Raw genomic sequence first — 24,983 nt, forward strand, 5'->3', positions numbered from 1 at the left:
TGGCGCCCGACGGGACGGGCCGCCTCGTCACGCACGCCCCGTACGCCGACCTGGACTCGGCGCCGGACAGCCTGGTCGCCGCGGACATCGAGCTCCAGGCGACCGCGTACGACGTGCCGCGGGGGAACCGGCTGATGCTGGTGGCGGCCGCCCGCGACCCGTTCTACGGGGACGTCAACCCGCCGCGCGCCACGCTGGCCTTCACCTCGCCGGAGGAGACGCCCTCGTACCTGGAGCTGCCGCTGGGCTGAGGGCGCGGCCGCCGCCGCCGGGCCGCGGCGGCGGCCGCGGTCAGGCGGCGGGCCGGTCCGCGCCCGCGCGGGAGCGGACCGCGCCCATGCTCGCCGCGATGACCAGCGCGATGGCGAGTGCGTCGAGCGCGCCGAGCGCCTGCCCGAGGACCAGGAACCCGGCGGTCGCCGCGATGGCCGGCTCCAGGCTCATCAGGACCGCGAAGGTCGGGGCGGGGAGCCGGCGCAACGCGAGCAGTTCGAGCGTGTACGGCAGGACCGAGGACAGCACGGCGACGCCCGCGCCCAGCGCCAGCGTGCCGGGCTCCAGCAGCGCGGAGCCGGCCTCGGCGACGCCCAGCGGGAGGACGAGGACCGCGGCGACGGCCATGGCGAGGGCCAGCCCGTCCGCCTGCGGGAAGCGGCGGCCGGTGCGGGCGCTGAAGACGATGTACGCCGCCCACATCGCGCCCGCTCCGACCGCGAAGGCCGCGCCGAGCGGATCGAGGCCGCCGAAGCCGCCCCCGCCGTGTCCGGCGAGCAGGGCGACGCCGGCCAGGGCCAGCGCGGCCCACAGCAGGTTGACCAGGCGGCGGGAGGCGACGACGGACAGCACGAGCGGGCCGAGCACCTCCAGGGTGACGGCCGGGCCGAGCGGGATCCGGTCGATGGCCTGGTAGAAGAGCCCGTTCATGCCGGCCATGGCCACGCCGAAGGCGACGACGGTGCCCCAGTCGGCCCGCGAGTACCCGCGGACCTTCGGGCGGCACAGGAGCAGCAGCACCAGCGCGGCGGCCGCGAGGCGGAGTGCGACCACGCCCGAGGCGCCCGCCCGCGGCATGATCACCACGGCGAGGGCGGCGCCGAACTGCACGGACACGCCCGCGGCGACGACCAGGGCGACCGGTCCGAGGCGGGCGCCCCGGCCGGCGGCCCGGGCGGGCCCCGCGGCGGCTGCCGCGGCTTCCGGTTCCGCGCCGGCGGGGGCGGCCGGACCGGCGGGCTCGGCCGCAGGGCCAGTCCCGCGGGGGGCCGGGCGGACGGGGGCGGAGTGGGGCGCTGAGCTGGCTGCCGGCGGGCCGGCGGGTGGTACGGGCATCCCTCCAGCCTAGGCCCCCGTAAGGAGCGTCGCAGCATGTGCTTCCTTACAGCGACCGCCCCGCGGGCTCTTTCGGAGGGTTCCGCTCCGGCAGGGCGCCGGCCAGCACCTCGGCCAGGTGCCGGGCCCGCACGCCGCCGCCCAGCTCGGCGATCTGCGTCCGGCAGGAGAACCCGTCGGCCAAGACGACCGCCCCCGCCGGAGCGGCGCGCAGCGAGGGCAGCAGCTGCTCCTCCGCACAGGCGAGCGACACCTCCCGGTGGCCCCGCTCGAAGCCGAAGTTCCCGGCGAGGCCGCAGCAGCCGCCGCTGAGCCCGCCCTCCAGCCCCGCGAGCGCGCGCAGCCGCCGGTCGGCGGCGTCGCCGAGGACGGCGTGCTGATGGCAGTGGGTCTGCCCGACGGCCGGCCGGTCCACGCGCGGGGGCCGCCAGTGGGGCGCGTACTCCTCCAGCACCTCGGCGAACGTCCGCACGGCCGATGCGAGGCGCGCCGCCCGCGGGTCGCCCGGCAGCAGCGCCGGCAGGTCGGCGCGCAGGGCGGCCGCGCAGCTCGGCTCCAGGACGACGACCGGGCCGCGGACCGGGCCGACCGCGTCCAGGGTGCGGCGCAGCACGGCGCGGGCCCGGTCCAGGCGGCCGGTGGACACGTACGTCAGCCCGCAGCACACCCGCCCCCGCGGCACGCCGACCCGCAGCCCGGCCGCCTCCAGTACTGCGACGGCCGCCCGCCCGGCCTGCGGCGCCAGGTACTCGGTGAAGGTGTCCGGCCACAGCAGGACGCCCTCCCCGGCCGCGCCCGCCGCACCGCCGCGCGCCTCCCACCAGCGGGTGAACGTGGAGGCGGCCGGCGCCGGCAGCCGCCGCCCCGGCTCCAGCCCGGCGAGCCGCGCCGCCCCCGGCAGCCGGGCCAGCGCCCCGACCGGCCGCGCCAGCCGCAGCGCGGCGAGCCCCCACAGCCAGCCGGGCAGCCCGCCGAGGGTGTAGTGGGCGAGCGGCCGGATCCGGCCCGCCCAGTGCCGGTCGAGGAACTCCGCCTTGTACGCGGCCATGTCCACGCCCACCGGGCAGTCGCTGCGGCAGCCCTTGCAACCCAGGCACAGGTCGAGGGCCTCGGCGACCTCCGCCGAGCGCCAGCCGTCCGGCAGCAGCTCCCCCGCCAGCATCTCGTGCAGCAGCCGCGCCCGGCCGCGCGTCGAGTGCCGCTCCTCGCCCGTGACCCGGTACGAGGGGCACATCACCCCGGCCGCGCCCGGGTCCGCGGACCGGCACTTGGCGACGCCGACGCAGCGGGCGACCTCCGCGGCGAGCCCGGTGCGCGGCAGCACCTCGAAGCGGAGGTTCTCGTCGAGCCGGGCGGGCCGCACGAGGATGCCGGGGTTCATGCCCCGGCGCGGGTCCCACACGTCCTTGTACCGGCCGAACAGGTCGATCACCCGCGGCCCGTACATCCGCGGCAGCAGCTCCGCCCGCGCCTGCCCGTCCCCGTGCTCCCCCGACAGCGAGCCGCCGTGCGCGACGACCAGGTCGGCGAGCTCGCCCGAGAACGCCCGGAAGCGCGCCACCCCCTCCCGGGACACCAGGTCGAAGCCGATCCGGACGTGCACGCAGCCCTCGCCGAAGTGCCCGTACGGGGTCCCGCGCAGCCCGTGCGCGGCGAGCAGCGCCCGGAACTCCCGCAGGTACGCCCCGAGCCGGGCCGGCGGCACCGCGCAGTCCTCCCAGCCGGGCCAGGCCAGGCCGCCGCCCGGCAGCAGGGTCGCGGTGCCGGCGGCGTCCTCCCGGATCCGCCACAGCGCCCGCTGCCCGGCCGGGTCGGCGACGACGAGCGCGTCCGGCGCGTCCGCCGCGCGGGCCAGGCGCCGCGCGGCCGCCTCGTCGGGCATCTCCACGAACAGCCAGGCCGCGCCCCGGGGCAGCAGGCCCGCTCCCGCGGCGCCGGGGACCAGGTCCTCGGCCATCCCCTCGACGGTGAGCGGCCCGTACGGGAGCAGGCCCGCCGCCGCGTCCGCGGCCGCGCCCTCGTCGGCGTACCCGAGGACCGCGAGGGCGGGCGCGACCGGCGCCTCCACCAGGCGGACCACCGCCTCCGTCACCACGCCGAGGGTGCCCTCGCTGCCGCAGAAGGCGCGGGCGAGCTGCACGCCGCGCTCCGGCAGCAGCGCGTCCAGGCCGCCGTAGCCGGAGATCCGCCGGGTGAACGGCGCGCCCGGGCCGGCGGCGGCCATGCCCGTCCGGAGCACCTCCAGGTTTCCCGCCACCAGTTCGCGCAGCCCCGCCGGAGCCCCCGCCCAGCCGGTGCCGATGCGGTGCACGGCGCCCCCGTACGCGACGACCTCCAGCTCGGCGACGTTGTCGGCGGTCGTCCCCCAGGCCACCGAGTGCGCCCCGCACGCGTTGTTGCCGATCATCCCGCCGAGGGTGCAGCGCGAGCGGGTGGACGGGTCGGGGCCGAAGGCCAGCCCGTGCGGCCGCACCGCCTCCCGGAGCCGGTCCAGGACCAGGCCCGGCCGGACGACGGCGGTCCGGGCCGCCGGGTCCACCGACACCAGCGCGTCCATGTGCCGGGCCAGGTCCAGCACCACGCCCGTGCCCGTCGCCTGGCCGGCGATGGAGGTGCCGCCGCCGCGCGGCACGACCGGGACGCCGGCGTCCGCGCAGATCCGCAGCGCCTCCGACACGTCCGCCGTGTCGCGCGGGGCGACCACCCCGAGGGGGACCCGCCGGTAGTTCGACGCGTCCATCGTCACCAGGGCGCGCGCCCCGGCCCCGAAGTCCACCTCCCCGCGCAGTGCGCCCCGCAATGTCCGCTCAAGGTCACCGGAATCGCTCACACCCCCACCCTTCCACCGTGCGACGCTCGTCTCACCGGGTGGACGCGCCTCCGACGGACGGTCCGCGACCGGATACGCTCCGGCCGTGGCTGAGATCCAGATTCCCGCTGACATCAAGCCCGCCGACGGACGCTTCGGCGCGGGCCCCTCCAAGGTGCGGACCGAGGCGCTGGACGCCCTCGCCGCCACCGGTACCTCCCTGCTCGGAACCTCCCACCGCCAGGCCCCGGTCAAGAACCTGGTCGGCTCGGTGCGCCAGGGCATCCGGGACCTCTTCTCCCTGCCCGAGGGCTACGAGGTGGTCCTCGGCAACGGCGGCTCCACCGCCTTCTGGGACATCGCGACCGCCGGCCTCATCGAGCGCAAGTCCCAGCACCTCACCTTCGGCGAGTTCTCCTCGAAGTTCGCGAAGGCCGCCAAGCTGGCGCCGTGGCTGGACGAGCCGTCCGTGATCTCCTCCGAGCCCGGCACCCACCCGGACCCGGTCGCCGAGGCCGGCGTGGACGTGTACGCGTACACCCACAACGAGACCTCGACGGGCGTCGCCGCCCCGATCCGGCGAGTCGACGGCGCCGACGCCGGTTCGCTCGTCCTGGTGGACGCCACCTCGGGCGCCGGCGGCCTCCCCGTCGACATCACCGAGACCGACGTCTACTACTTCGCCCCGCAGAAGTCCTTCGCCTCCGAGGGCGGCCTGTGGCTCGCGGCGTTCTCCCCGGCCGCCCTGGAGCGCGCCGCGCGCGTCCACGCCTCCGGCCGGCACATCCCCGAGTTCTTCTCCCTGCCGACCGCGATCGACAACTCGCTGAAGAACCAGACGTACAACACGCCGTCCCTGTCGACGCTGTTCCTGCTCGACCAGCAGCTGAAGTGGATCAACGGCCAGGGCGGCCTGGACTGGGCGACCGCCCGCACGGCGGCCAGCGCCCGCACGCTGTACGGCTGGGCCGAGGCCTCCAAGTACGCCGCCCCGTTCGTCGCGGACCCCGCCAAGCGGTCCTCCGTCATCGGCACGATCGACTTCTCCGACGACGTCGACGCCGCGGCCGTCGCCAAGGTGCTCCGCGCCAACGGCATCGTCGACACCGAGCCGTACCGCAAGCTCGGCCGCAACCAGCTGCGCATCGCGATGTTCCCCGCGATCGACCCGGCGGACGTCGAGGCGCTGACGGCCTGCATCGACCACGTGATCGAGAAGCTCTGACGGATCCCCGTCCCGCCGGCCCCCCGGCCCGCCCCGCCCGGGGCGGCGCCGGGCCCGGCCGCCCCGCCGTGCGGGTTGCGCACGCGATACCTTCAAGACCTCGGCAATTCTTGGAGGAAGCGGCGTGAGCGTGCGAGTGACGGCGGCCCCCGGCGGAGTGGACCCCTTCGGCACGGCCCGGCTGCGGCGCGGGGTCCTCGATTCGTGGGGTGCGGGCCCGGCCCGCTTCCGCGAGGACGCCAACGCCGAGGAGGACCTGGCCCTCGGCGGCTACCGGGACCGGCTCGTCGTCGAGTTGGCGCAGAACGCGGCCGACGCGGCCGCCCGCGCCGGGGTCCCCGGCCGGCTGCGGCTCACCCTGCACGCCGCCGAACAGGGCCCCGCCGTCCTCGCCGCCGCCAACACCGGCGCCCCCCTCGACGCCGCCGGCGTCGAATCGCTGAGCACCCTGCGCGCCTCCGCCAAACGCGAGTCGGCCGCCTCCGGCGACACCGTCGGCCGCTTCGGCGTCGGCTTCGCCGCCGTCCTCGCCGTCTCCGACGAGCCCGCAGTCCTCGGCCGCCACGGCGGCGTCCGCTGGTCCCTCGCCGAAGCCCGCGAACTGGCCCGCGAAACCGCCGCGCACAGCCCCGGCCTCGGCGACGAACTCCGCCGCCGCGACGGCCACGTCCCGCTGCTGCGCCTCCCCCTGCCCGCCGAGGGCACCGCCCCCGAGGGCTACGACACCGTCGTCGTCCTCCCGCTGCGCGACGCCGCCGCCGAGGACCTGGTGCAGCGGCTGCTGTCCGGCATCGACGACGCCCTGCTGCTCACCCTGCCCGGGCTCCACGAGATCACCGTCGACACCCCGCAGGACGGAACCCGCACCCTGCGCCGCGGCGCCGACGGCTCCCACACCGTGATCGAGGACTCCCGCGGCGCAACCCGCCGCTGGCGAACCGTCCGCCACACCGGCCCCACCCCGCCCGCGCTGCTCGCGGACCGGCCCGTCGAAGAGCGGCTCCGCCCCTCCTGGACCGTCACCTGGGCCGTCCCCGTCGACCCCGACGGCGCACCGCAGCGCCCCGACACGGCGCCCGTCGTCCACGCCCCGACCCCCACCGACGAGCCCCTCGGCATCCCCGCCCTGCTCATCGCCACCCTCCCCCTCGACACCGCCCGCCGGCACCCCGCGCCCGGGCCGCTGACCGACTTCCTCACCGAGCGCGCCGCCGACGCGTACGCCGAACTCCTCGGCACCTGGGAGCCCGTCTCCACCGGCCTCCTCGACCTCGTCCCCGGCCCCCTCGGCAAGGGCGCCCTCGACGGCGCCCTCCGCACCGCCGTCCTCGCCCGCCTCCCCCGCACCGCGTTCCTCGCCCCGGCCGCGCCCGCCGTCCCCGGCGCCGAGGCCGCCGACGAAGGGCCGGGACGGGCCGCGCTGCGCCCCTTCGAAGCCGAGGTCGTCGAAGGCGCCGGAGCCGACACCGTGCGCGTCCTCGCCGAGGTGCTGCCGACGCTGCTCCCCGGCGGGCTGGAGCGCCGCACCGAACTGCGCACCCTGGGGGTCGGGCGGCTGCCGCTCGGCGACGCCATCGAGCGGATCGCCGGCATCGAGCGCACCCCCGAGTGGTGGCACCGGCTCTACGGCACCCTGGCCGGCGTCGACCCCGACCGGCTCTCCGGACTGCCCGTCCCCCTCGCCGACGGCCGCACCACCATCGGGCCGCGGCACGTCCTCCTCCCCGAGGCCGACACCCCGAAGGACCTGGCCCGCCTCGGCCTGAAGGTCGCCCACCCGGACGCCGCGCACCCGCTGCTGGAGAAGCTCGGCGCCCTGCCCGCCACACCCCGCGCGATCCTGACGACCCCGCAGGTGCGGGCCGCGGTCGCCGCCTCCCTCGACGCCGGCGAAGTGTGGGACGAGGACGCCCTCGACCCCGACGAACTCGCCGACGTCGTGCTCGGCCTGGTCCGCGACGCCGACCTCGCCCCCGGCGACGAGCCCTGGCTCGGCGCCCTCGCCCTGCCCGACGAGGACGGCGAGCCCGCCCCCGCCGGCGAGCTCCTGCTGCCCGGCTCCGCCCTCGCCTCCGTCCTCCGCGAGGACGAGATCCCGTACGTGGACGCCGAACTCGCCGAACGCTGGGGCGCCCAGCCGCTCACCGCCTGCGGCGTGCTCGCCGAGTTCCAGCTGGTCCGCGCCACCGACGTGGTCCTCGACCCCGACGAGCTCGAACCCCGCGACACCGACTACGCCGAACCGGACGACGTCGGCCTCCTCGACGCCGTCGACGTGTGGTGCGAGGACGTCCTCGACCAGCTCCCCGACACGCCACTGCCGCCCGTCGCCACCGAGATCACCGCCGTCCGCGACCTCGACCTCGTCGACGACGACTGCTGGCCGCAGGCCCTCGCCATGCTCGCGCAGCCGCCGCTGCGCGACGCCCTCACCCAGCCCGTGCGGATCCTGCTCCCGGACGGCACCACCCGCTCCGTGCGCCCGTACACCGCCTGGTGGCTGCGCGGGCACCCCGTACTGGACGGCCGCCGCCCCGCCGGCCTGCGCGCCGCCGGCACCGACCCGCTGCTGGTCGGCCTCTACACCTCCGCCGACGCCACCGGCTTCGAGGACGAACAGGTCCTGCGCGCCCTCGGCGTCCGCACCTCGGTGTCCGCCCTCCTGGCCGAACCCGGCGGCGCGGCAGAACTCCTCGGCCGCCTCGCCGACCCCGACCGGGAGGTCACCGACCGCCAACTCCACGCCCTGTACGGCGCCCTGGCCGACCTGGACCCCGAGCAGGTCACCCTCCCCGACGACCTGCGCGCCGTGGTCGACGGCGAGGTCACGGTGGTGGACGCCGCCGACGCGGTCATCGCCGACGCCCCCGACCTCCTCCCGCTGACATCGGGCATGCCCCTCCTGCCCGTGGCCCCGACGCGCGCCGCCGACCTGGCCGACCTCCTCCAGGTCCGCCGCCTGTCGGAGACGGTCCCGGCCGAGGTCAGCTCCCCGGGCGAGGAACACGAGGTCCCGGAAGCAGTCCGCATCCTCCTCGGCCCCGGCACCCCGCGCACGTACCTGGAACACGCCGAACTCGTGGCAGGCGGCGTGGAACTGGACTGGCGCCGCACCCCGGACGGCGTCCTGCACGCCTCCACCCTGGAGGGCGTCGCAGCCGGCCTCGCCTGGTCCGCGGGCCAATGGCCCCGCCGCTTCGAGGTGGCCGCCCTCCTGGAGGACCCGTCCCGCACGGCGGAACTGGCCCGCGACCGCTGGTTCGACTAGTGCTGCATCAGGCGACGTTCGCCCTGGCGTGGCCGTGTTGGGGTCCATGAGCTGGGGTGGCGGGCCAGACCTGGACGAGATCGAGGCATGCTTTGCTGCCGTGGTCGAGGGACGTCTGAGCCGGGATGCAGCTGACCGGTGGGCCGAACGCTGGGTTGTCGACGACACGCTTGCATGGGACGAGTTGTCCTGGTGGGCGTTGGGGCTCCTGTACGGGATCGACCTGCGGATGGGACCCGAGGAGCCGTACCTGCACGACAACGAACAGGTACAGGAATGGCTGGAGGAACTACGGCGGCGCCGCACCGGGTGACGATCGACAGGGTCCTTACTGGCTGACGCTGGCGCCAGGCAGCTCCCACACGAACCCTCTTGCCTCCCAACAGGCCGAGATTGCGCGCCGTTTGCCGCGTGACTGCCTGCGGCTGTCCGGACGGCGGAAGTGTCACCCGCCCCGGCACACGGCCGCGGCGAGTGCCGGGGGCAGCGGGTACGGCCGCTCGGCGGGGAGCAGGCGCTGTGCCTTCGCGGCCTGGCCTCCCTGGACGAGTGCCGCGGCCTTGCGGACGCGGGGCGTGAGGTCGGTCAGGCCGACCACCCAGTCGTCGGCGAACGTGCGGATCAGGTGGCGGCCGATGCCGACCTGGATGCTGTAGTGGTTCAGCGCCGCCCCGCGCGGCGACCGCTCCGGGTCCCACTGGACGTGCACGGCCGCCCGGGCGACGGCCACCGGGTCGGCGGTCGTCAGCACGGCCCGCGCCAACGCCTCCTCCCAGCCCGCCCGGGTCATGCGGACCGCGAGCACGCGCTCCTGGCCGGGCTTGCGGGCCCAGTTGCTGCGGTGCATCAGCCACAGGAACGACGGCTTCACCCACGTCATCCGCCGGAACGAGAACGGCGCGACGAACCGCCCCGCCCGCAGCGCCGCATCGGCGATGGCGGGTGGGTACGCCTGGTAGACCACGATGGTGTGCGCGTCGTGGTCGGCTCTTATCTGGTACTGCGGCGCCATACGCGGCACCCTGCCACCCGCCGCATCGCCGAGGCGAACCGATTTCCCTAACGGGCAATGCGGTTGGACGGTCGCCCACCGGTGGGGAAGGGGCCATTCGCGTTCCGCAGCACGGGCCGCGGTCGTACGCTGGCGCCACGGCTAGGAGAAGGGGCACTACCGTGGACATCCCCAGCAACCTCACCACCGGCGAGCGCGTCAGGCTGCTTCGCGAGTCACGCGGGATGTCCCGTCCCGTGCTGGCCGGGCTGTGCGGGCGCGGACCCGACTGGCTGAAGAAGATCGAGTCCGGCGAACGCGAACTGCGGTCCCACACACTGCTGATGCGGCTCGCCGCAGCACTCCAGATCGGTGATGTGTCCCTGATCACCGGCGGCAGCGAGGCCGTCGCGCAGCCCGTACGGCCAGGTCGGCTGGCCCACCCGGCGATGCCGGACATCTGGCAGGCGGTGATGACCCGGCCCCTGGCGTGGCCGCTCCCCGACACTCCGCCCGACCCGGCGGCCCTCCACGCCCGTACATCGGAGGCGTGGCGGCTGTGGCACACGTCCGACCGCCAGCGCACACAGGTCGGTGAGCTGCTGCCCGCCCTGATCCGGGACGCGGAGACCGCCGCCAGAGCCACGGAGGGCGACCGTCGGCGCACGGCCTTCGTCGCACTGTCGGAGGCGTACCGGCTGACGGCGCAGGCCACCGCGTACATCGCCCCCGCAGAGATGGCGTGGGTGGTCGCGGACCGGGCGCTCGCCGCCGCGCAGGCGGCCGACGACCCGGCGCAGATCGCCGCCGCGGCCTGGAGCCTGGGCAACATCCTCAGGTCGACCGCGCACCCGGACGAGGCGGTCGCCGTCGTACAGGACGCTGCATCCCTTCTGAAGCCGCACCTCGACGGAGCACCGGACGACTGGCACGGCGTCTACGGCGCGCTCCAGCTGCACGCCGCGGTGACCGCGGCCCGGGCCGGGCTCGCGGGATCCGCCTGGCGGTTCTGGGACGCCGGCGACCGGGTCGCGAAGTCGCTGCCCGCGGGGTACGTCCACCCCTCGACGATGTTCGGCCGGGCGAACGTCGACTTCCACCAAATCAGCGTGGCCACCGACCTGTCGGCGTCCCGGCAGGCGCTGAACCTGGCCGACGAGGTCGACCCGGCGGCGATGCCGTCCGTCGAGCGGCGGGCCCGCCTGTGGGTGGAGGTCGCCCGTGGGCACCTCTCCCGCGGCGACCGCACGGCGGCACTGCATGTGATGCAGATCGCCCATCGAATCAGCTCGGAGACCGTGGCGTACACACCGGCGGCCAGGGCCGCCGTGCTGGACCTGTGGCGGGACGCACCGCGGGCACTGCGGCCGGAGGCCGGCCGCCTGGCGGAGGCGGTGGGCGTGGCCGTCGCGTAGGCGAGGGGGACAGCCAGGGTGAGGGGGACGAACTGTCCCCCCTTCGCGCCCTGTAGGCCCGTACGGTGACGGCACGTCATCATCGAGGAGGACCGACATGGCCGGACGGTGGCAGGCATCGCCGCCCCGCGACGCACAGCCCGCCACGGACGGCAGCGTGCCCGCCTGTCACAAGGCGCCGTTGCCCGACGACTTCTGGGACCTGACCGCCGAGCAGGCGCTCGGGCGGGCGTGTGTCGCCTGTGGGAAGGCGCTCGGGGTGGGGGCCGTCTACCGGGGGCCGGTTCTGGGGCGGGACGGGGCCATGCTGCTCGACGCCGACGTGTTCGCCTGTCCGCCGCCGGCGGGTGGGCGGTGACGCCTGCGGGGCGGGTCTGCGTCGTCTGCCAGGAGCCGGTGCTCGGGGAGGGGATCCGGATCGTGCGGCATTCGGCGTCGGGGGCGCTGCCGGACTGCTGGGTGCATGCCGGGTGCGAGCGGGTGCCCCTGCGCCCGCTGAGGCCGCGGCCCCGCCGCGAGGCGTAGGGGCCGGGCTCATGCCGGGAAGCGGTGGTCCACCCAGCGGAACAGGCCCTCGATCAGGGCCGCGGCCGCCGCGGCGATGCCGACCGCCGTCCACGGCATCTGCGTGCCGACCAGCTTCAGCTGGAAGAAGTCCTGCAGCCACGGCACCACCAGCACCAGCAGGAACGCCCCGCCCATCGTCCCCACCAGGGCGACCCGCCACCACGTGTACGGGCGGGCGACGATCGCCAGGACCCACATCGAGGTCAGGAACAGCGTGAGCGTCGCGGCGCTCGTCTCGGCCGGGAGCGCCTCCGGGCCGCTGTAGTGGGCGCGGGCGACCAGGTACGTGGTGTACGTGGCCAGGGCTGCCACCAGGCCGCCGGGGATCGCGTACCGCATCACCCGTTTCACGAAGTGCGGGCGGGCCCGCTCCTTGTTCGGGGCGAGGGCGAGGAAGAACGCGGGGACGCCGATCGTCAGCGTCGACAGGAGCGTGAGGTGCCGCGGCAGGAACGGGTACTCGACCTGCGAGCAGACGACCAGGATCGCCAGCAGCACCGAGTAGACGGTCTTCGTCAGGAAGAGGGTCGCGACGCGGGTGATGTTGCCGATGACGCGGCGGCCCTCGGCGACCACCGACGGCAGGGTGGAGAAGCTGTTGTTCAGCAGGACGATCTGCGCCACGGCCCGGGTGGCCTCCGAGCCGGAGCCCATGCTGACGCCGATGTCGGCGTCCTTGAGGGCGAGCACGTCGTTGACGCCGTCGCCGGTCATGGCGACGGTGTGGCCGCGGGACTGGAGGGCGCCGACCATGTCCCGCTTCTGTTGCGGGGTGACCCTCCCGAACACGGCGTTCCCGTCGAGGACGCGGGCCATGCCGTCCCGCTCGGCCGGCATGCGGCGCGCGTCGACGGTGTTCTCGGCGCCGGGCAGGCCCAGCTTGCCGGCGACCGCGCCGACGGATACCGCGTTGTCCCCGGAGATGACCTTGGCGCGGACGTCCTGCTCCTCGAAGTAGCGCAGGGTGTCCGCGGCGTCGGGGCGCAGCCGCTGCTCCAGGACGACGAGGGCGGTGGGGCGGACGCCGGTGGCGACGCGGTCGTCGTCGAGTTCGCGGGCGGCGCGGGCGAGGAGCAGGACGCGCAGGCCCTGTTCGTTGAGGGTGTCGATCTCGTCGAGGGCGGGGTCGCCGGGCGGCAGGAGGACGTCGGGGGCGCCGAGGAGCCAGGTGGAGCTCTCGCCGTCGCCCTCGCTGAAGCAGGCGGCGCTGTACTTGCGGGCGGAGGAGAACGGCAGGGACTCGGTGCAGCGCCAGTCCGCGCTGTCGGGGTAGGCGTCGATGATCGCCTGGAGGCTGGCGTTGGGCCGCGGGTCGGATTCGCCGAGCGCGCCGAGGACCTTCTTGACGTAGGCGGGGTCGGCGCCGCCGAGGGGGCGGAGCTCGGTGACGTCCATGCCGCCTTCGGTGAGGGTGCCGGTCTTGTCGAGGCAGACGACGTCGACGCGGGCGAGGCCCTCGATCGCGGGCAGCTCCTGCACCAGGCACTGCTTGCGGCCGAGCCGGATGACGCCGATCGCGAAGGCGACGGAGGTGAGCAGGACCAGACCCTCGGGGATCATCGGGACGATGCCGCCGACGGTGCGGGCGATGGAGTCCTTGAGGTTGGTGTCCTTGACGACGAGCTGGCTGACGATGAGGCCGATGGAGGTGGGGACCATCATCCACGTCACGTACTTGAGGATGGTGGAGATCCCGGAGCGCAGCTCGGAGTGGACGAGGGTGAAGCGGGTGGCCTCTTCGGCGAGCTGGGCGGCGTAGGCCTCGCGGCCGACCTTGGTGGCGGTGAAGGCGCCGCCGCCGGCGACGACGAAGGAGCCGGACATGACGGGGTCGCCGGGGCGTTTGAGGACGGGGTCGGCCTCGCCGGTGAGGAGGGATTCGTCGATCTCCAGGCCGTCGGCCTCGCCGACGACGCCGTCGACGACGACCTTGTCGCCGGGGCCGAGTTCGATGACGTCGTCGAGGACGATCGCGGAGGTGGACACCTCGGCGGTGCGGCCGTCGCGGCGGACGCTGGGTTTGGCTTCGCCGATGACGGCGAGGCTGTCGAGGGTCTTCTTGGCGCGGAGTTCCTGGATGATGCCGATGCCGGTGTTGGCGAGGATCACGTAGCCGAAGAGGCTGTCCTGGACCGGCGCGACGATGAGCATGATGACCCAGAGGACGCCGATGATGGCGTTGAAGCGGGTGAAGACGTTCGCGCGGACGATGTCGGCGGCGGAGCGGGAAGAGCGGACGGGCACGTCGTTGACGGCGCCGCGGGCGACGCGCTCGGCTACCTCCGCGGTGGTCAGCCCGGCGGGCCGGAAGCGGGGGGCGGGCGGGCTGACGGGGTGGACGGGGTCGAGTTCGGCGCCGGCGTCGATGCCGCCGCTGCTGTCGGCCCCGGTTCCGGTCCCGCTTCCGGTGCCGGTCCCCGTGCCGATTCCCGTTCCCGTGCCCGTTCCCGTTCCCGTTCCGGTTCCGCCGCCCGGTTCGGGACCGTTGGATTCGATCTTCGCCCGCTGCGTCATGCTTTCGACGTTAGAGCCGGAACTGCGGCTTCACCCGCCGAGCGGTAGGAAGATCCGACTTCGGGATGAGGGAAATCGTCCTCGGGTCGAAGGGGCTCCGGGCTGCGGCCTCAGGGAGTGGTTCAGGGGCGGCCCAGGGGCGGATCAGGCGCCGTCCCGAGCCGCCCGCTCGGCGGCGTGCCGCTTGAGCGCGGCGTCACGGCCGCGCACGTACCGGATGCCGATGAGGCCGAGGACGCCGCCCGCGGCGCAGCACCACACCCACCACAGCAGGCCGCGGTCGGCGAACCAGCCGTAGAAGGGCAGCTGGAGGACGAAGAGGGCGAACCAGAGGATCGTGCCACCGGTGACGGTCGCGACGACCGGGCCTTCGAGGGGCTCGGGGGCCTCGTGTTTCGCTGTCCATTTCGCCATGGCCACCAGTCTAGGCCGCGGAATTCGAGGTCTACGCGCGGAGATGGACGCGCTTTCGTTCATGTGTTCATACTGAAACGGTTTGGGCATGGCCCATTTCTCTCGTATGAACCCCCAAATGCCCACGCAATGAGGACCGTATGACCACGTCGGCCCCTGCTCCGGCCCCCGCCTCCCCCGCCCGGCCCCCGGCTTCCGGGGCCTCCGGGGTGGACCGCTTCTTCAAGATCTCCGAGCGCGGCTCGACCGTGGCCCGCGAGGTGCGCGGCGGCTTCGCCACCTTCTTCGCGATGGCCTACATCATCGTGCTGAACCCGATCATCCTCGGCAGCGCGAAGGACATGTACGGCCACCAGCTCGACGGCGGCCAGCTCGTGACCGCCACCGTCCTGACGGCGGCCCTCACCACGCTCCTCATGGGCGTCATCGGCAACGTCCCGATCGCGCTCGCCGCCGGCCTCGGCGTCAACACGGTCGTCGCCCTGCAGCTCGCCCCGCGGATGAGCTGGCCCGACGCGATGGGCATGGTCGTCCTCGCCGGCTTCGTCGTGATGCTGCTCGTCGCGACGGGCCTGCGCGAGCGCGTCATGAACGCCGTCCCGCTGGGCCTGCGCAAGGGCATCGCGATCGGCATCGGCCTGTTCATCATGCTGATCGGCCTCGTCGACTCCGGCTTCGTCACCCGCATCCCCGACGCCGCGCACACCACCGTCCCACTCCAGCTCGGCACGGGCGGCCACCTGCTCGGCTGGCCGGTGCTGATCTTCATCGCCGGCGTGCTGCTGACCCTGGCCCTGCTGATCCGCAAGACGCCCGGCGCGATCCTCATCTCCATCGTGGCCATGACCGCCGTCGCGGTCGCCGTCCAGGCCGTCGTGAAGCTCCCGGACTCCGGCTGGGGCCTGACCGTCCCCGAGTGGCCGGGCAGCCCGGTGGCCGCCCCCGACTTCGGGCTCGTCGGCGAGGTCAGCCTCTTCGGCGGCTTCTCGAAGGTCGGCCTGCTGACCGGCTGCCTCTTCGTCTTCACCGTGCTGCTGTCCTGCTTCTTCGACGCGATGGGCACGATCCTCGGCGTCGGCGACGAGGCCAAGCTCATCGAGAAGGACGGCACCTTCCCCGGCATCAACAAGGTCCTGCTGGTCGACGGCCTCGCCGTCGCCTCCGGCGGCGCGACGTCCTCCTCGGCCACCACCTGCTTCGTGGAGTCCACCGCGGGCGTCGGCGAGGGCGCGCGCACCGGCCTGGCCAACGTGGTGACCGGCGGCCTCTTCGCCGCCGCCCTGTTCCTCACCCCGCTCGCCACCATGGTCCCCTCGCAGGCGGCCACGCCGGCCCTCGTCGCCGTCGGCTTCCTGATCCTCGCGGGCTCGGTCAAGGACATCGACTGGAGCGACTTCACCATCGCCGTCCCGGCCTTCCTGGCCATGGTGACGATGCCCTTCACGTACTCGATCACCAACGGCATCGGCATCGGCTTCATCAGCTTCAGCGTGCTGCGGCTGGCGACCGGCCGGGGCCGCGAAGTGCCGGCGGCCATGTACGCCGTCTCGGCGGTGTTCGTCTTCTACTACGCGATGCCGGCCCTCGGCCTGACCTCGTAGGCCCCCCGACGGCCTCAGGTGCGGCCGTAGAACTCCTCTGTCTCCTCGACGGCCGCCTTGAAGCGCTCGTCGAAGTCATCGCGGATGAGCGTCCGGACGACATAGTCCTGGACGCTCATTCCGCGTTTGGCGGCATGAGTGCGGAGGCGGTCGAGCAGCTCCCCGTCCATGCGCATGCTGAGCACCTGTGTCCCCATGGCGAAAGGGTCACCGCACAGGACGCGCGCGCGAGTCGCTTTTCGGCGCAGGCTCACCCGTATGAGTGACGCGGAGCCGGGCACCGCCGGGCGGGGCGGAAAACCGATTGGTCTTTAGCGAGAGTAATGAGTTACGCTAAGGACATGCTTGACCTGACCCATGGCGACGACGCCGCCGCCGTGAACGACCTGCGCTCCGCCGTCATGCGGCTGGGCCGGCGCCTGAAGCACCAGCGCGTCGACGAATCGCTGAGCCCGACCGAGATGTCGGTCCTCGGCACCCTCGCCCGGTGCGGCAGGGCCACGCCCGGCGAACTCGCCCGCCGCGAACACGTACAGCCGCCGTCGATGACCCGCATCGTCGCGCTCCTGGAGGCCAAGGGCCTGGTCAAGCTCGAACCGCACCCCGACGACCGCCGCCAGAAGGTGGTCAGCCAGACGGAGGAGGCCGAGGCGATGCTCGAACAGAGCCGCCGCAAGCGCAACGCCTTCCTGGCCGGGCTCGCGGCGGAGCTCACCGAGGACGAATGGGCACGCCTGCGCGCAGCAGCGCCCGTCCTGGAGAAGCTCGCCCACCTGTAGGAACCACACCGGGAGGCGAACGCCTTTGAGTACGGGAAACGGAGCATCCTCCGCACCCGGCCATACACCCACCACTACCACTCGCGCCGCGGGCCGGAGCACGAAGTCCTCGATGTTCCGCTCGCTGAAGATCCGGAACTACCGGCTCTTCGCCACGGGACAGGTCGTGTCCAACACCGGCACCTGGATGCAGCGCATCGCCCAGGACTGGCTGGTGCTGTCCCTGACCGGCTCGGCCTCCGCGGTCGGCATCACCATCGCGCTGCAGTTCCTGCCCATGCTGGTCTTCGGCCTCTACGGCGGCGTCCTCGCCGACCGGCTGCCCAAGAGGCCGCTGATCGTCGCCACGCAGAGCCTGATGGGCCTGACCGGAGTCGCGCTGGCCGTGCTCACGCTCGCCGGGCACGTCCAGGTCTGGCACGTCTACGTCGCCGCGCTGCTGATCGGCCTGATCACCGTCGTGGACAACCCTGCCCGGCAGACCTTCGTCTCCGAGATGGTCGGCCGCGACCAGATCGCCAACGCGATCAGCCTGAACTCGGCGAACTTCCAGTCCGCGCGGCTGGTCGGCCCCGCGGTCGCCGGCCTGCTGATCACCGCCGTCGGCTCCGGCTGGGCCTTCCTGCTGAACGGACTGTCCTTCGCCGCGCCCGTCGCCGCCCTGCTGCTGATGCGCCCGGCCGAACTGCACCGCACCACGCCGCAGCCCCGCGCCAAGGGCCAGCTCCGCGAGGGAGTCCGGTACGTCGCCGGGCGGCCCGAGCTGCTCTGGCCGATCGTGCTCGTCGGCTTCGTCGGCACCTTCGGGTTCAACTTCCCGATCTGGCTGACGGCCTTCGTCTCCGACGTCTTCCACGCGGACGCCGGCACCTACGGCCTGCTCAACACCCTGCTCGCGGCCGGCTCCCTCGCCGGGGCGCTCCTCGCGGCCCGGCGCGGCACCTCGCGGCTGCGGATGCTGGTCGCCGCGGCGGTGCTGTTCGCCGTCCTGGAGGTCGCGGCCGCCTTCGCGCCGTCGTTCTGGCTGTTCGCGGCGCTGCTCGTCCCGATCGGCATGTTCGGGCTGACCGTGAACGTCACCGCCAACGCGGGCGTCCAGACGGCCTGCGACCCCGAGATGCGGGGCCGGGTCATGGCCCTGTTCATGATGGTGTTCTCCGGCGGCACCCCGATCGGCGCACCGCTCGTCGGCTGGGTCACCGACACCTACGGGGCCCGCACCGGCATGGCCGCGGGCGGCCTCGTGTCCCTCGCCGCGGCCGCCGCGATCGGCGTCGTCCTCTCCCGGGTCGGCAACCTGCGGCTCAGCGTCAGCCGCCGCGGCGTCGTCTTCGTCCCCGCCGGGCCCCGCGGCCACCTGGTCAAGGCGGCCTGAGCCGGGCCCGGGGACGGGTCACCGGCCGCGGGGGGGCAGGCCGCGGGATCAAGGGCCTCTACGAGGAGCGGGGGCGCCGGCGGAACAGCCGCCGGCCCGCCACGACGAGCAGCGCGCCGACCGCCAGCACCGCCGCACCGCGGCCCATGCCGCCCGCCCCGCCCCCACCGCCCTCCGGAGCGGCGGCCGGCGGCGCGCCCGGCGCCGCAGTCGCCCCCGGCCCGGCCGGCACCCCGGCCGCCGCGGGCTGCACCTGGACGGCCACCACCCGGCTGTTCGCGCCCTCCGCACCGAACATCAGCGAGGACCCGTCCGCGCTGTACGTCACGGACTCCGCCTGGCCCTGCCACGGCGCGGCCACGGACACGCCCTCGCCCTGCGGCCGGCCGTCCTTCCACGCCCAGGTCTTCGCGAAGAAGTAGCCGCGCAGGGTGAGGCTCGCACCGTCCGGGGAGAACGCGCCGTCCGTCACCCACGGCAGGTCCGCCACCCGCCGGAAGACGTTGGCTCCCGACGCGGACAGCTTCTCGGGGCCCTCGTACAGGCCGCCCTTTTCCTCGCTCTTGCTCGCGATGTACACCCGGCCCGTCACGGGGTGCACCATCAGCGCCTCCGCGTTGCGCGGCCCGTCCGCGTAGCGCACCGTGAACTGCTCGGCCTTCACCGTGGCGTCGCCGAGCTTCGCGGGCTCGGGGAAGCGGTAGATCCAGACGTGGTCCCAGGTGCCGTCCCTGTTGTCGCCGATGTCGCCGACGTACAGCTGCCCGTCGGGGCCGAGCGAGATCGCCTCGACGTCGCGGGGGCGGCCGATGCCGGCCAGGGTCAGCCGGGCCACCGTCCTGCCCGTCGCCGAGTCGACCGCGTACACGTACGGGCCGTCGTCGCTGTCGTTGTGCGTCCAGTACACGCCCGGGTGGGCGCGGCTCGCGGCCAGCCCGCTCGACTCCTTTATCCGCGGGTCCGCGATGGTGAAGCCGGTGGCGGCGGCCGGGGACTGGCTCGCCGCGGCCGCCCCTCCCGCCGCCGCGGCCGGACCGGCCGGCGCCGACGCGAGGACGGCGACGGCGCAGACGACGGCGGCGGCCCGCCGGGCGGGCCGGGGCGGGGGCGCGGACACGGGCGGGGGCGGGGACGGCAGCAGGCGCATGTGCCCAAGCCTGCCAGGGGCGCCCGGCGTGTCCGGCATCACAGGGGCGCGCGGCGCGTGATCCGCGATGATGACCGGATGCGTTTCATGTTCGTCGGCGATTCCATGACCATCGGACGCGCCGGCGACTACACCTGGCGCTACCGGATGTGGCAGCACCTGAACGCCTCCTTCGGCGGCCCGTACGCCGTCGTCGGCCCCCGCACGGGCCTCTACGACCCCCGCGACGACGCCCCCACCAGCCACGACTACGCCGACCCCGGCTTCCCCGAGCGGGCCCGCCGCCACCTCGCCGGCTGGGGCGAGGGCTGGCAGCACATGGCGCCCCTCATCGGCGGCGCCGTCGCCGACAGCCGCGCCGACGTCCTGCTCGTCTCCCTCGGCCTGATCGACCTCGGCTTCTACACCGCCGCCGACGAGACAGCGGCCAACGCCCGCCGCTTCATCGCCGCCGCACGCGCCGCCCGGCCCCGCATCCGCATGGTCCTGCTGCCCGTCATCCCGAACGTGCGGGCCGAGTCGGACGCGCCGTTCGCCGCCGAGGTCGACCGCTTCAACGAGCTCCTCGCCAAGGCCGTCGCCGACCTGTCGACGCCCGCCTCGCCGATCCTGCTGGGCGCGCGCCCCGCCGGGTACGACATCCACCGCGACACCTACGACGGCACCCACCCCAACGCCTCGGGCGAGCACCGCCTGGCCGGCGAGTTCGCCTCGGTCCTCCACCAGGCCTGGGGCATCGGCGCCCCCTACGAGCCCGCCCCGGACCACGCCCGCCCGTAACGCACCGCCCGGCGGGGGCACTTGCCCCGGGCGGGACGCAGGCAGTTGGCTGGGCCCATGAAGTACACACAGCTCGGACGCACCGGTCTCAAGGTCAGCCGACTCGTACTCGGCACGATGAACTTCGGCCCCCAGACGGGCGAGCCGGAGAGCCACGCCATCATGGACGCCGCGCTCGACGCCGGCGTCAACTTCTTCGACACCGCCAACGTCTACGGATGGGGCGAGAACAAGGGCCGCACCGAGGAGATCATCGGCACCTGGTTCGCGCAGGGCGGCCGGCGCCGCGAGAAGACCGTCCTCGCCACCAAGGTCTACGCGAGCATGGCCCCCGAGGGCGAGCCCTGGCCCAACTACGACCGGCTGTCGGCGCTGAACATCCGCCGCGCCGTCGACGCCAGCCTGAAGCGGCTGAAGACGGACTACATCGACCTCTACCAGTTCCACCACGTCGACCGGCGGACCCCGTTCGAGGAGATCTGGCAGGCCGTCGACGTCCTCGTCCGGCAGGGCAAGATCCTCTACGCGGGCTCCTCGAACTTCCCCGGCTGGAAGATCGCCCAGGCCAACGAGACGGCGGCGCGCCACGGGCGGCTCGGGCTGGTCAGCGAGCAGTGCCTGTACAACCTGGCCGAGCGGCGGGCCGAGCTGGAGGTGATTCCGGCGGCGCAGGAGTACGGGCTCGGTGTCATCCCGTGGTCCCCGCTCCACGGCGGCCTGCTCGGCGGGGCGATCCGCAAGGCGGCGACCTCCGGGCGCAGCGCCTCGGGCCGGTCCGCGGACGCGCTGGCGAACACGGCGGTGCGGGCGCAGGTGCAGGCGTACGAGGACCTGCTCGGCAAGCACGGGCTGGAGCCGGGCGAGGTGGCCCTGGCGTGGCTGCTGACCCGGCCCGGGGTGACCGGGCCGATCGTGGGGCCGCGGACGCCGGAGCAGCTCGCGTCCGCGCTGCGGGCGGTGGAGCTGGACCTGTCCCAGGAGGTGCTGGACGGGCTGGACGAGGTGTTCCCGGGGCCGGGCCCCGCTCCCGAGGCGTTCGCCTGGTAGGGCCGGCGGCGCACGGCGGCCGCCGGCGGCGGGCTCTACTGTCCGACGGCGGCCGCCACTGCCACGACGAAGAACATCAGCACGAGCACACCGGCCATCACGCGGTTTCGGGTCTTGGGATCCACCCGTCGAGCGTAACGCGGCCGCCGCCGGTCCCCGTACCGAGGGGCCGGGCCGCAGCCTCCGCGGACCGGTGTCAGCCGCCGAGGGGCCAGGCGCCGGCCACCTCGTAGCGCGGCCGCTCCCCGGGGACGCCGCTCGTCGGGAGGTTGCTGCGGACCAGGCTGAGCTCGGTGACCTGCCACGGCGTGCCCTCGAAGCCGGCGAGGGCCTCCGCGTACGGGCGCAGGCCGGTGCCGCCGGCGCTGCGGGCGACGGTGAGGTGGGCGGTGTAGCGGCGGTGGCGGTCCATGGGGACGCCGGCCCGGCGGGCGGCCGCGTCGGCCCGCTCGGCGAGCATCCGCATCGCGTCGATGCCGCCGGCGGCGCCCGCCCACAGGGCGCGGTCGCCGAAGCGGCCGAAGCCGTGCAGGCGGAGGGTGAAGGGGTCGGTGCGGTGGGCGGCCCGCTCCAGGCGGGCGTGCAGGTCGGGCAGGAGCGCGTCGCCGACCTCGCCCATGAAGGCGAGCGTGAAGTGCCAGCCGTCCTCCCCGGTCCAGCGCAGCCGGTCGTCGCGGACGGGCTCCAGGGCCCGGCGCAGCTCGGCGACGGCTTGCGGGGGCGGCAGCACCGCGGCGAACAGCCTCATGGCGCGAGCGTAGCCCGCGCGTGCGGGGGCCCGCCCGCCGATCCGCCCGGGGCGCGCCCCGGGCCGCGTACGGGGGACTCCCGCGCCGAGGCGCTGTGGCCGCGGGTCCCGGGTTCGCCCCCCGGTCGGGGTTGCGCCCGGCGCGGCGTACGGGCGTCCCCTGGGCCAACCCGGCGCGCCGCGACGGCGTGTGGGCCGTGACGGGGCGAATCGCCGCGCGCGGCCGCCGCGTTGGCCCGCGGGCCGCCAACGGACGCGCGGTGCGGCGCCGTTCGGGCCTCCCGGCCCGGCGGTTACGAGTGGCCGAGGTCCGCGGCCGGGAGGTCCGTCGACGGCACCGAGCCGGTGTCGGGGGCGGGCCGCAGCGGGAACTCGTCCGCCGCCATCGAGTCGAGCACCGGCGGGGCGGGCCGCAGCGGCTTCGGCATGACGGCGGCCTCGGAGTGCCCGCCGCAGCCGTACGAGAGGGAGACCAGGTGGCCGTCGGCGGGCCCGAACTCGTTGGCGCAGACTCCGAAGGCCTGCCCGAGGGAGCCGCCGATCGCGACGAGGAAGCCGCAGGAGACGCAGGACGCGGGCGCGGCCTGCGCCATCGGGGTCTTCGCGCCGTAGGCCTCGTCCCAGCGGTCGGCGGCGGAGTGCAGCCCGTACCGGGACAGGACGCGGGCGCGCCGCATGCCGAGCTCCTCGGCGACCGCGGCGATGGAGCCGCGGACCGGGACGGCGGTGCGGTCGGTGACGTCGGCGTCCTCCGCCTCGACGAGCTCGGCCATCTCCGCGGAGACCGCCGAGTTCGGCGGCGGCGCGTCCTCGCCGGTGAAGCCGGGCTCCAGCCGCAGGTCGTCGGCGTCGGTGGGCAGCAGGTCGCCGGGGCCGAGGTCGCCGGGCCGCAGGCGCTCGCTCCACGGCACCCATTCGGGGGCGAGGAGGGCGTCGGAGCCGGGGAGGAGCACCGTTTCGTCGAGGGTGACGTACTTCGCACGGGAGGCGCGCGCCACGGTGACGGCCCACCGCCACCCGCGGTAGCCGGGGTCCTTGCACTCGAAGAAGTGCGTGACGACGCGGTCGCCCTCCGCGACCATGCCCACGTGCTCGCCCACGACTCCTGGCGCGGCGAGCTCCTCGGCCGCCCCGCGGGCGAGGTCCACCGCCTCGGCGCACAGGCGGTCGGGGGTACGGCTTCGCGTCGTCGCAGCACTCACAGGTCTCGTTCTCTCCTACGCCGTCTCACGAGTGCGCCGTCCGTACCGTCGTCCACAACGACCCGTCGGTCCTGTCCGTGCGAAGCGCGGGCGGAGCGGACCTGGGGGCCGCGTCGACGTCCGCACCCGATCGGTCCCGGGCGCACCTACCTGCCATCCATTCTGCGGGATCGCGAAGAGGCGCGCCGCCAAGAGCAACCGCCGGTGGCGCGCTACGCACGCTACCTCCTCCGGAGCCCCTCGCCCACATGCAAGGTCCGATTCGCGGACAAGGCGGCGGCGCGGACGGGACCGGACCGCGGCCGCGGGCGGCCCCCGCGGGGGTGCCGGGGCGCGCCCGGGAGCCCCGGGGCGGCGGGTCGGCGCCGGGGCGGTGGGGCAGTATGTCGGGTGTGGCACCCGTACGGTCGTCGCGCGGCGGCCCGGGACCGGCCAGGCGGGCCGGCCGGGCCGTCGGGCGTGCCCTGCACCTGCCGGTCACCGGTACGGCGCGCGGGATCCGGCGCGCGACGCACGCGCACGGGGCCGGCGAGTCGGGCCTGGGCAAGCTGATCGAGCTGCACGCCGTCAACGGCGCGGGTGACGTGATGATCACGGTGGCGCTGGCGTCGACGGTGTTCTTCTCCGTTCCCACGGACGAGGCCCGCGGCCGGGTCGCCCTGTACCTCGCCATCACGATGGCGCCGTTCACCGTGCTCGCGCCGGTGATCGGCCCACTGCTGGACCGGCTGCCGCACGGGCGGCGCGCCGCGATGGCCGGGGCGATGCTGGCACGGGCGCTGCTCGCGCTGACGATGTCCGGGGCGGTCGCCACCGGCGGAATCGAGCTGTACCCGGCGGCGCTGGGCGTGCTGGTCGCGTCGAAGGCGTACGGGGTGGTGCGCAGTGCGGTGGTGCCGCGGCTGCTGCCGGCCGGGTTCTCCCTGGTGAAGGCGAACTCGCGGGTGACGCTCGCGGGCCTGCTCGCGACGGGCGCGGCCGCGCCGGTGGCGGCGGGACTGCACACGATCGGGCCGCCGTGGCCGCTGTACGGGGCGTGCGTGATCTTCGTGGGGGGCACGGTCGCGGCGTTCCGGCTGCCGCACAAGGTGGACGAGGCCAAGGGCGAGCGGCGGGTCGTGCTGTCGACGCACGAGCCGCGTTCGCGCCGGCCGGGCCTGCGGACGGTCAGCAGTTCGGTGCTGTGCGGGCTGCTGGCCAACGCGGCGATGCGCGCCCTGTCCGGTTTCCTGATCTTCTTCCTGGCGTTCCTGCTGCGGGAGCACCCGCTGTCCGGGCAGAGCGCGGCGGTGTCGCTGGGCATCGTCGGCGTGGCGGCGGGCATCGGCAACGCGTCGGGGACGGCGGTCGGGGCGTGGCTGCGGGCACGGGCCCCTGAGGCGATCATCGCGGCGGTGCTGTCTCTGGCGCTGGGGGTGGCGGTGCTGGCCGCGGTGTTCTTCAGCGGGGTGTTCGTGGCCGTGCTGGGGGCGACGGCCGGGTTCTGCCAGGCGCTGGCGAAGCTGTCGCTGGACGCCACCATCCAGCGGGACGTCCCCGAGTCGGTCCGGACCTCCGCGTTCGCCCGTTCGGAGACGCTGCTGCAGGTGGCGTGGGTGCTGGGCGGCGCGATCGGGATCGTGCTTCCGCTGAACGGGGTGCTGGGCATGTCGGTGGCCGCGGCGATCGTCGCCTCGGGCACCGCGATGGCCGTACGGGGCCTGCTGTCGGCGCCCGGCCCCAGCCGCCCGGGCTCGGCCCGCACGCGGCCCGCGTGACGCCGTCCGGGGGCC

General features: G+C 74.9%; 21 protein-coding genes. 12 read left to right on the forward strand and 9 right to left on the reverse strand.

The features are described from left to right. Positions 1-251: CocE/NonD family hydrolase C-terminal non-catalytic domain-containing protein (locus IE170_RS32585; protein ID WP_308428388.1), on the forward strand; the 251-nt coding region annotated here is incomplete at its 5' end. A 40-nt stretch (positions 252-291) separates the two neighbouring features. Here the strand turns inward: IE170_RS32585 and IE170_RS13325 are convergent. After that, on the reverse strand, positions 292-1,329 hold the full coding sequence (locus tag IE170_RS13325; protein WP_189809560.1) for an EamA family transporter: 1,038 nt from the start codon (positions 1,327-1,329) through the stop codon (positions 292-294). Positions 1,330-1,375: 46 nt separating this feature from the next. Further along, positions 1,376-4,159: an FAD-binding and (Fe-S)-binding domain-containing protein gene (locus IE170_RS13330; RefSeq protein WP_229884716.1), complete on the reverse strand. Its 2,784-nt coding sequence runs from the start codon at positions 4,157-4,159 to the stop codon at positions 1,376-1,378. Between the two features lie 85 nt (positions 4,160-4,244). Here IE170_RS13330 and serC point away from each other — a divergent pair, with 85 nt between their 5' ends. The 3 genes from serC (at position 4,245) to IE170_RS13345 (ending at position 8,944) form a co-directional block, all read left to right on the forward strand. Continuing rightward, the gene (gene serC / locus IE170_RS13335) at positions 4,245-5,363 is read left to right on the forward strand and encodes a phosphoserine transaminase (RefSeq protein WP_189809562.1); all 1,119 of its coding nucleotides are present in this window, start codon (positions 4,245-4,247) and stop codon (positions 5,361-5,363) included. A gap of 124 nt (positions 5,364-5,487) precedes the next feature. Then, positions 5,488-8,631, forward strand: coding sequence for a sacsin N-terminal ATP-binding-like domain-containing protein (locus IE170_RS13340; RefSeq protein WP_189809563.1), 3,144 nt, complete (start codon positions 5,488-5,490; stop codon positions 8,629-8,631). A 46-nt stretch (positions 8,632-8,677) separates the two neighbouring features. Then, on the forward strand, positions 8,678-8,944 hold the full coding sequence (locus tag IE170_RS13345; RefSeq protein ID WP_189809564.1) for a YxzC family protein: 267 nt from the start codon (positions 8,678-8,680) through the stop codon (positions 8,942-8,944). Positions 8,945-9,076: 132 nt separating this feature from the next. On the opposite strand, the gene IE170_RS13350 is transcribed toward IE170_RS13345, so the two are convergent. Beyond that, the gene (locus IE170_RS13350; RefSeq protein ID WP_189809565.1) at positions 9,077-9,643 is read right to left on the reverse strand and encodes a DUF4291 domain-containing protein; all 567 of its coding nucleotides are present in this window, start codon (positions 9,641-9,643) and stop codon (positions 9,077-9,079) included. A 161-nt stretch (positions 9,644-9,804) separates the two neighbouring features. On the opposite strand from IE170_RS13350, the gene IE170_RS13355 reads away from it, so the two are divergent. Further along, positions 9,805-11,037, forward strand: coding sequence for a helix-turn-helix domain-containing protein (locus IE170_RS13355; RefSeq protein WP_189809566.1), 1,233 nt, complete (start codon positions 9,805-9,807; stop codon positions 11,035-11,037). A gap of 97 nt (positions 11,038-11,134) precedes the next feature. After that, a complete protein-coding gene (locus tag IE170_RS13360; RefSeq protein WP_189809567.1) occupies positions 11,135-11,395 on the forward strand; it encodes a hypothetical protein in 261 nt (86 codons plus the stop codon). A 176-nt stretch (positions 11,396-11,571) separates the two neighbouring features. Here IE170_RS13360 and IE170_RS13365 read toward each other — a convergent pair whose 3' ends face one another. Both IE170_RS13365 and IE170_RS13370 read right to left on the reverse strand, forming a co-directional pair. Next, positions 11,572-14,118, reverse strand: coding sequence for an HAD-IC family P-type ATPase (locus IE170_RS13365; protein WP_223856233.1), 2,547 nt, complete (start codon positions 14,116-14,118; stop codon positions 11,572-11,574). Positions 14,119-14,262: 144 nt separating this feature from the next. Next, positions 14,263-14,532 (reverse strand): DUF2530 domain-containing protein, encoded by a 270-nt coding sequence (locus IE170_RS13370; RefSeq protein ID WP_189809568.1) that lies wholly within the window; start codon positions 14,530-14,532, stop codon positions 14,263-14,265. Positions 14,533-14,672: 140 nt separating this feature from the next. Here IE170_RS13370 and IE170_RS13375 point away from each other — a divergent pair, with 140 nt between their 5' ends. Continuing rightward, positions 14,673-16,133, forward strand: coding sequence for an NCS2 family permease (locus IE170_RS13375; RefSeq protein WP_189809569.1), 1,461 nt, complete (start codon positions 14,673-14,675; stop codon positions 16,131-16,133). A 14-nt stretch (positions 16,134-16,147) separates the two neighbouring features. Here IE170_RS13375 and IE170_RS13380 read toward each other — a convergent pair whose 3' ends face one another. Further along, complete coding sequence (locus IE170_RS13380; protein WP_189809570.1) at positions 16,148-16,330, reverse strand: ribbon-helix-helix protein, CopG family; 183 nt, start codon at positions 16,328-16,330, stop codon at positions 16,148-16,150. Between the two features lie 144 nt (positions 16,331-16,474). Here IE170_RS13380 and IE170_RS13385 point away from each other — a divergent pair, with 144 nt between their 5' ends. Both IE170_RS13385 and IE170_RS13390 read left to right on the forward strand, forming a co-directional pair. Then, positions 16,475-16,912 (forward strand): MarR family winged helix-turn-helix transcriptional regulator, encoded by a 438-nt coding sequence (locus IE170_RS13385; protein ID WP_114058029.1) that lies wholly within the window; start codon positions 16,475-16,477, stop codon positions 16,910-16,912. A gap of 25 nt (positions 16,913-16,937) precedes the next feature. Then, positions 16,938-18,287, forward strand: coding sequence for an MFS transporter (locus IE170_RS13390; protein ID WP_189809571.1), 1,350 nt, complete (start codon positions 16,938-16,940; stop codon positions 18,285-18,287). A 58-nt stretch (positions 18,288-18,345) separates the two neighbouring features. Here IE170_RS13390 and IE170_RS13395 read toward each other — a convergent pair whose 3' ends face one another. Next, a complete protein-coding gene (locus IE170_RS13395; protein ID WP_189809572.1) occupies positions 18,346-19,434 on the reverse strand; it encodes a WD40 repeat domain-containing protein in 1,089 nt (362 codons plus the stop codon). A 78-nt stretch (positions 19,435-19,512) separates the two neighbouring features. Between IE170_RS13395 and IE170_RS13400 the strand changes: the two genes are divergently transcribed. Next, entirely contained in the window at positions 19,513-20,214 is a 702-nt protein-coding gene (locus tag IE170_RS13400) for a GDSL-type esterase/lipase family protein (protein WP_189809573.1), read from the forward strand. A 57-nt stretch (positions 20,215-20,271) separates the two neighbouring features. Next, complete coding sequence (locus tag IE170_RS13405) at positions 20,272-21,261, forward strand: aldo/keto reductase (protein WP_189809574.1); 990 nt, start codon at positions 20,272-20,274, stop codon at positions 21,259-21,261. 196 nt (positions 21,262-21,457) lie between these two features. Here IE170_RS13405 and thpR read toward each other — a convergent pair whose 3' ends face one another. Both thpR and IE170_RS13415 read right to left on the reverse strand, forming a co-directional pair. After that, positions 21,458-22,009 (reverse strand): RNA 2',3'-cyclic phosphodiesterase, encoded by a 552-nt coding sequence (gene thpR / locus IE170_RS13410; RefSeq protein WP_189809575.1) that lies wholly within the window; start codon positions 22,007-22,009, stop codon positions 21,458-21,460. Positions 22,010-22,302: 293 nt separating this feature from the next. Next, positions 22,303-23,211 carry a DUF3027 domain-containing protein gene (locus IE170_RS13415; RefSeq protein WP_189809576.1) on the reverse strand — a complete coding sequence of 303 codons (909 nt, stop codon included), beginning with the start codon at positions 23,209-23,211 and terminating at the stop codon, positions 22,303-22,305. A 383-nt stretch (positions 23,212-23,594) separates the two neighbouring features. On the opposite strand from IE170_RS13415, the gene IE170_RS13420 reads away from it, so the two are divergent. After that, positions 23,595-24,968, forward strand: coding sequence for an MFS transporter (locus tag IE170_RS13420; RefSeq protein ID WP_189809577.1), 1,374 nt, complete (start codon positions 23,595-23,597; stop codon positions 24,966-24,968). The last annotated feature ends 15 nt before the right edge of the window (positions 24,969-24,983 follow it).

The organism is Streptomyces toxytricini (assembly GCF_014649915.1).
In the GTDB taxonomy this organism is placed as follows: Bacteria; Actinomycetota; Actinomycetes; order Streptomycetales; family Streptomycetaceae; genus Streptomyces; species Streptomyces toxytricini.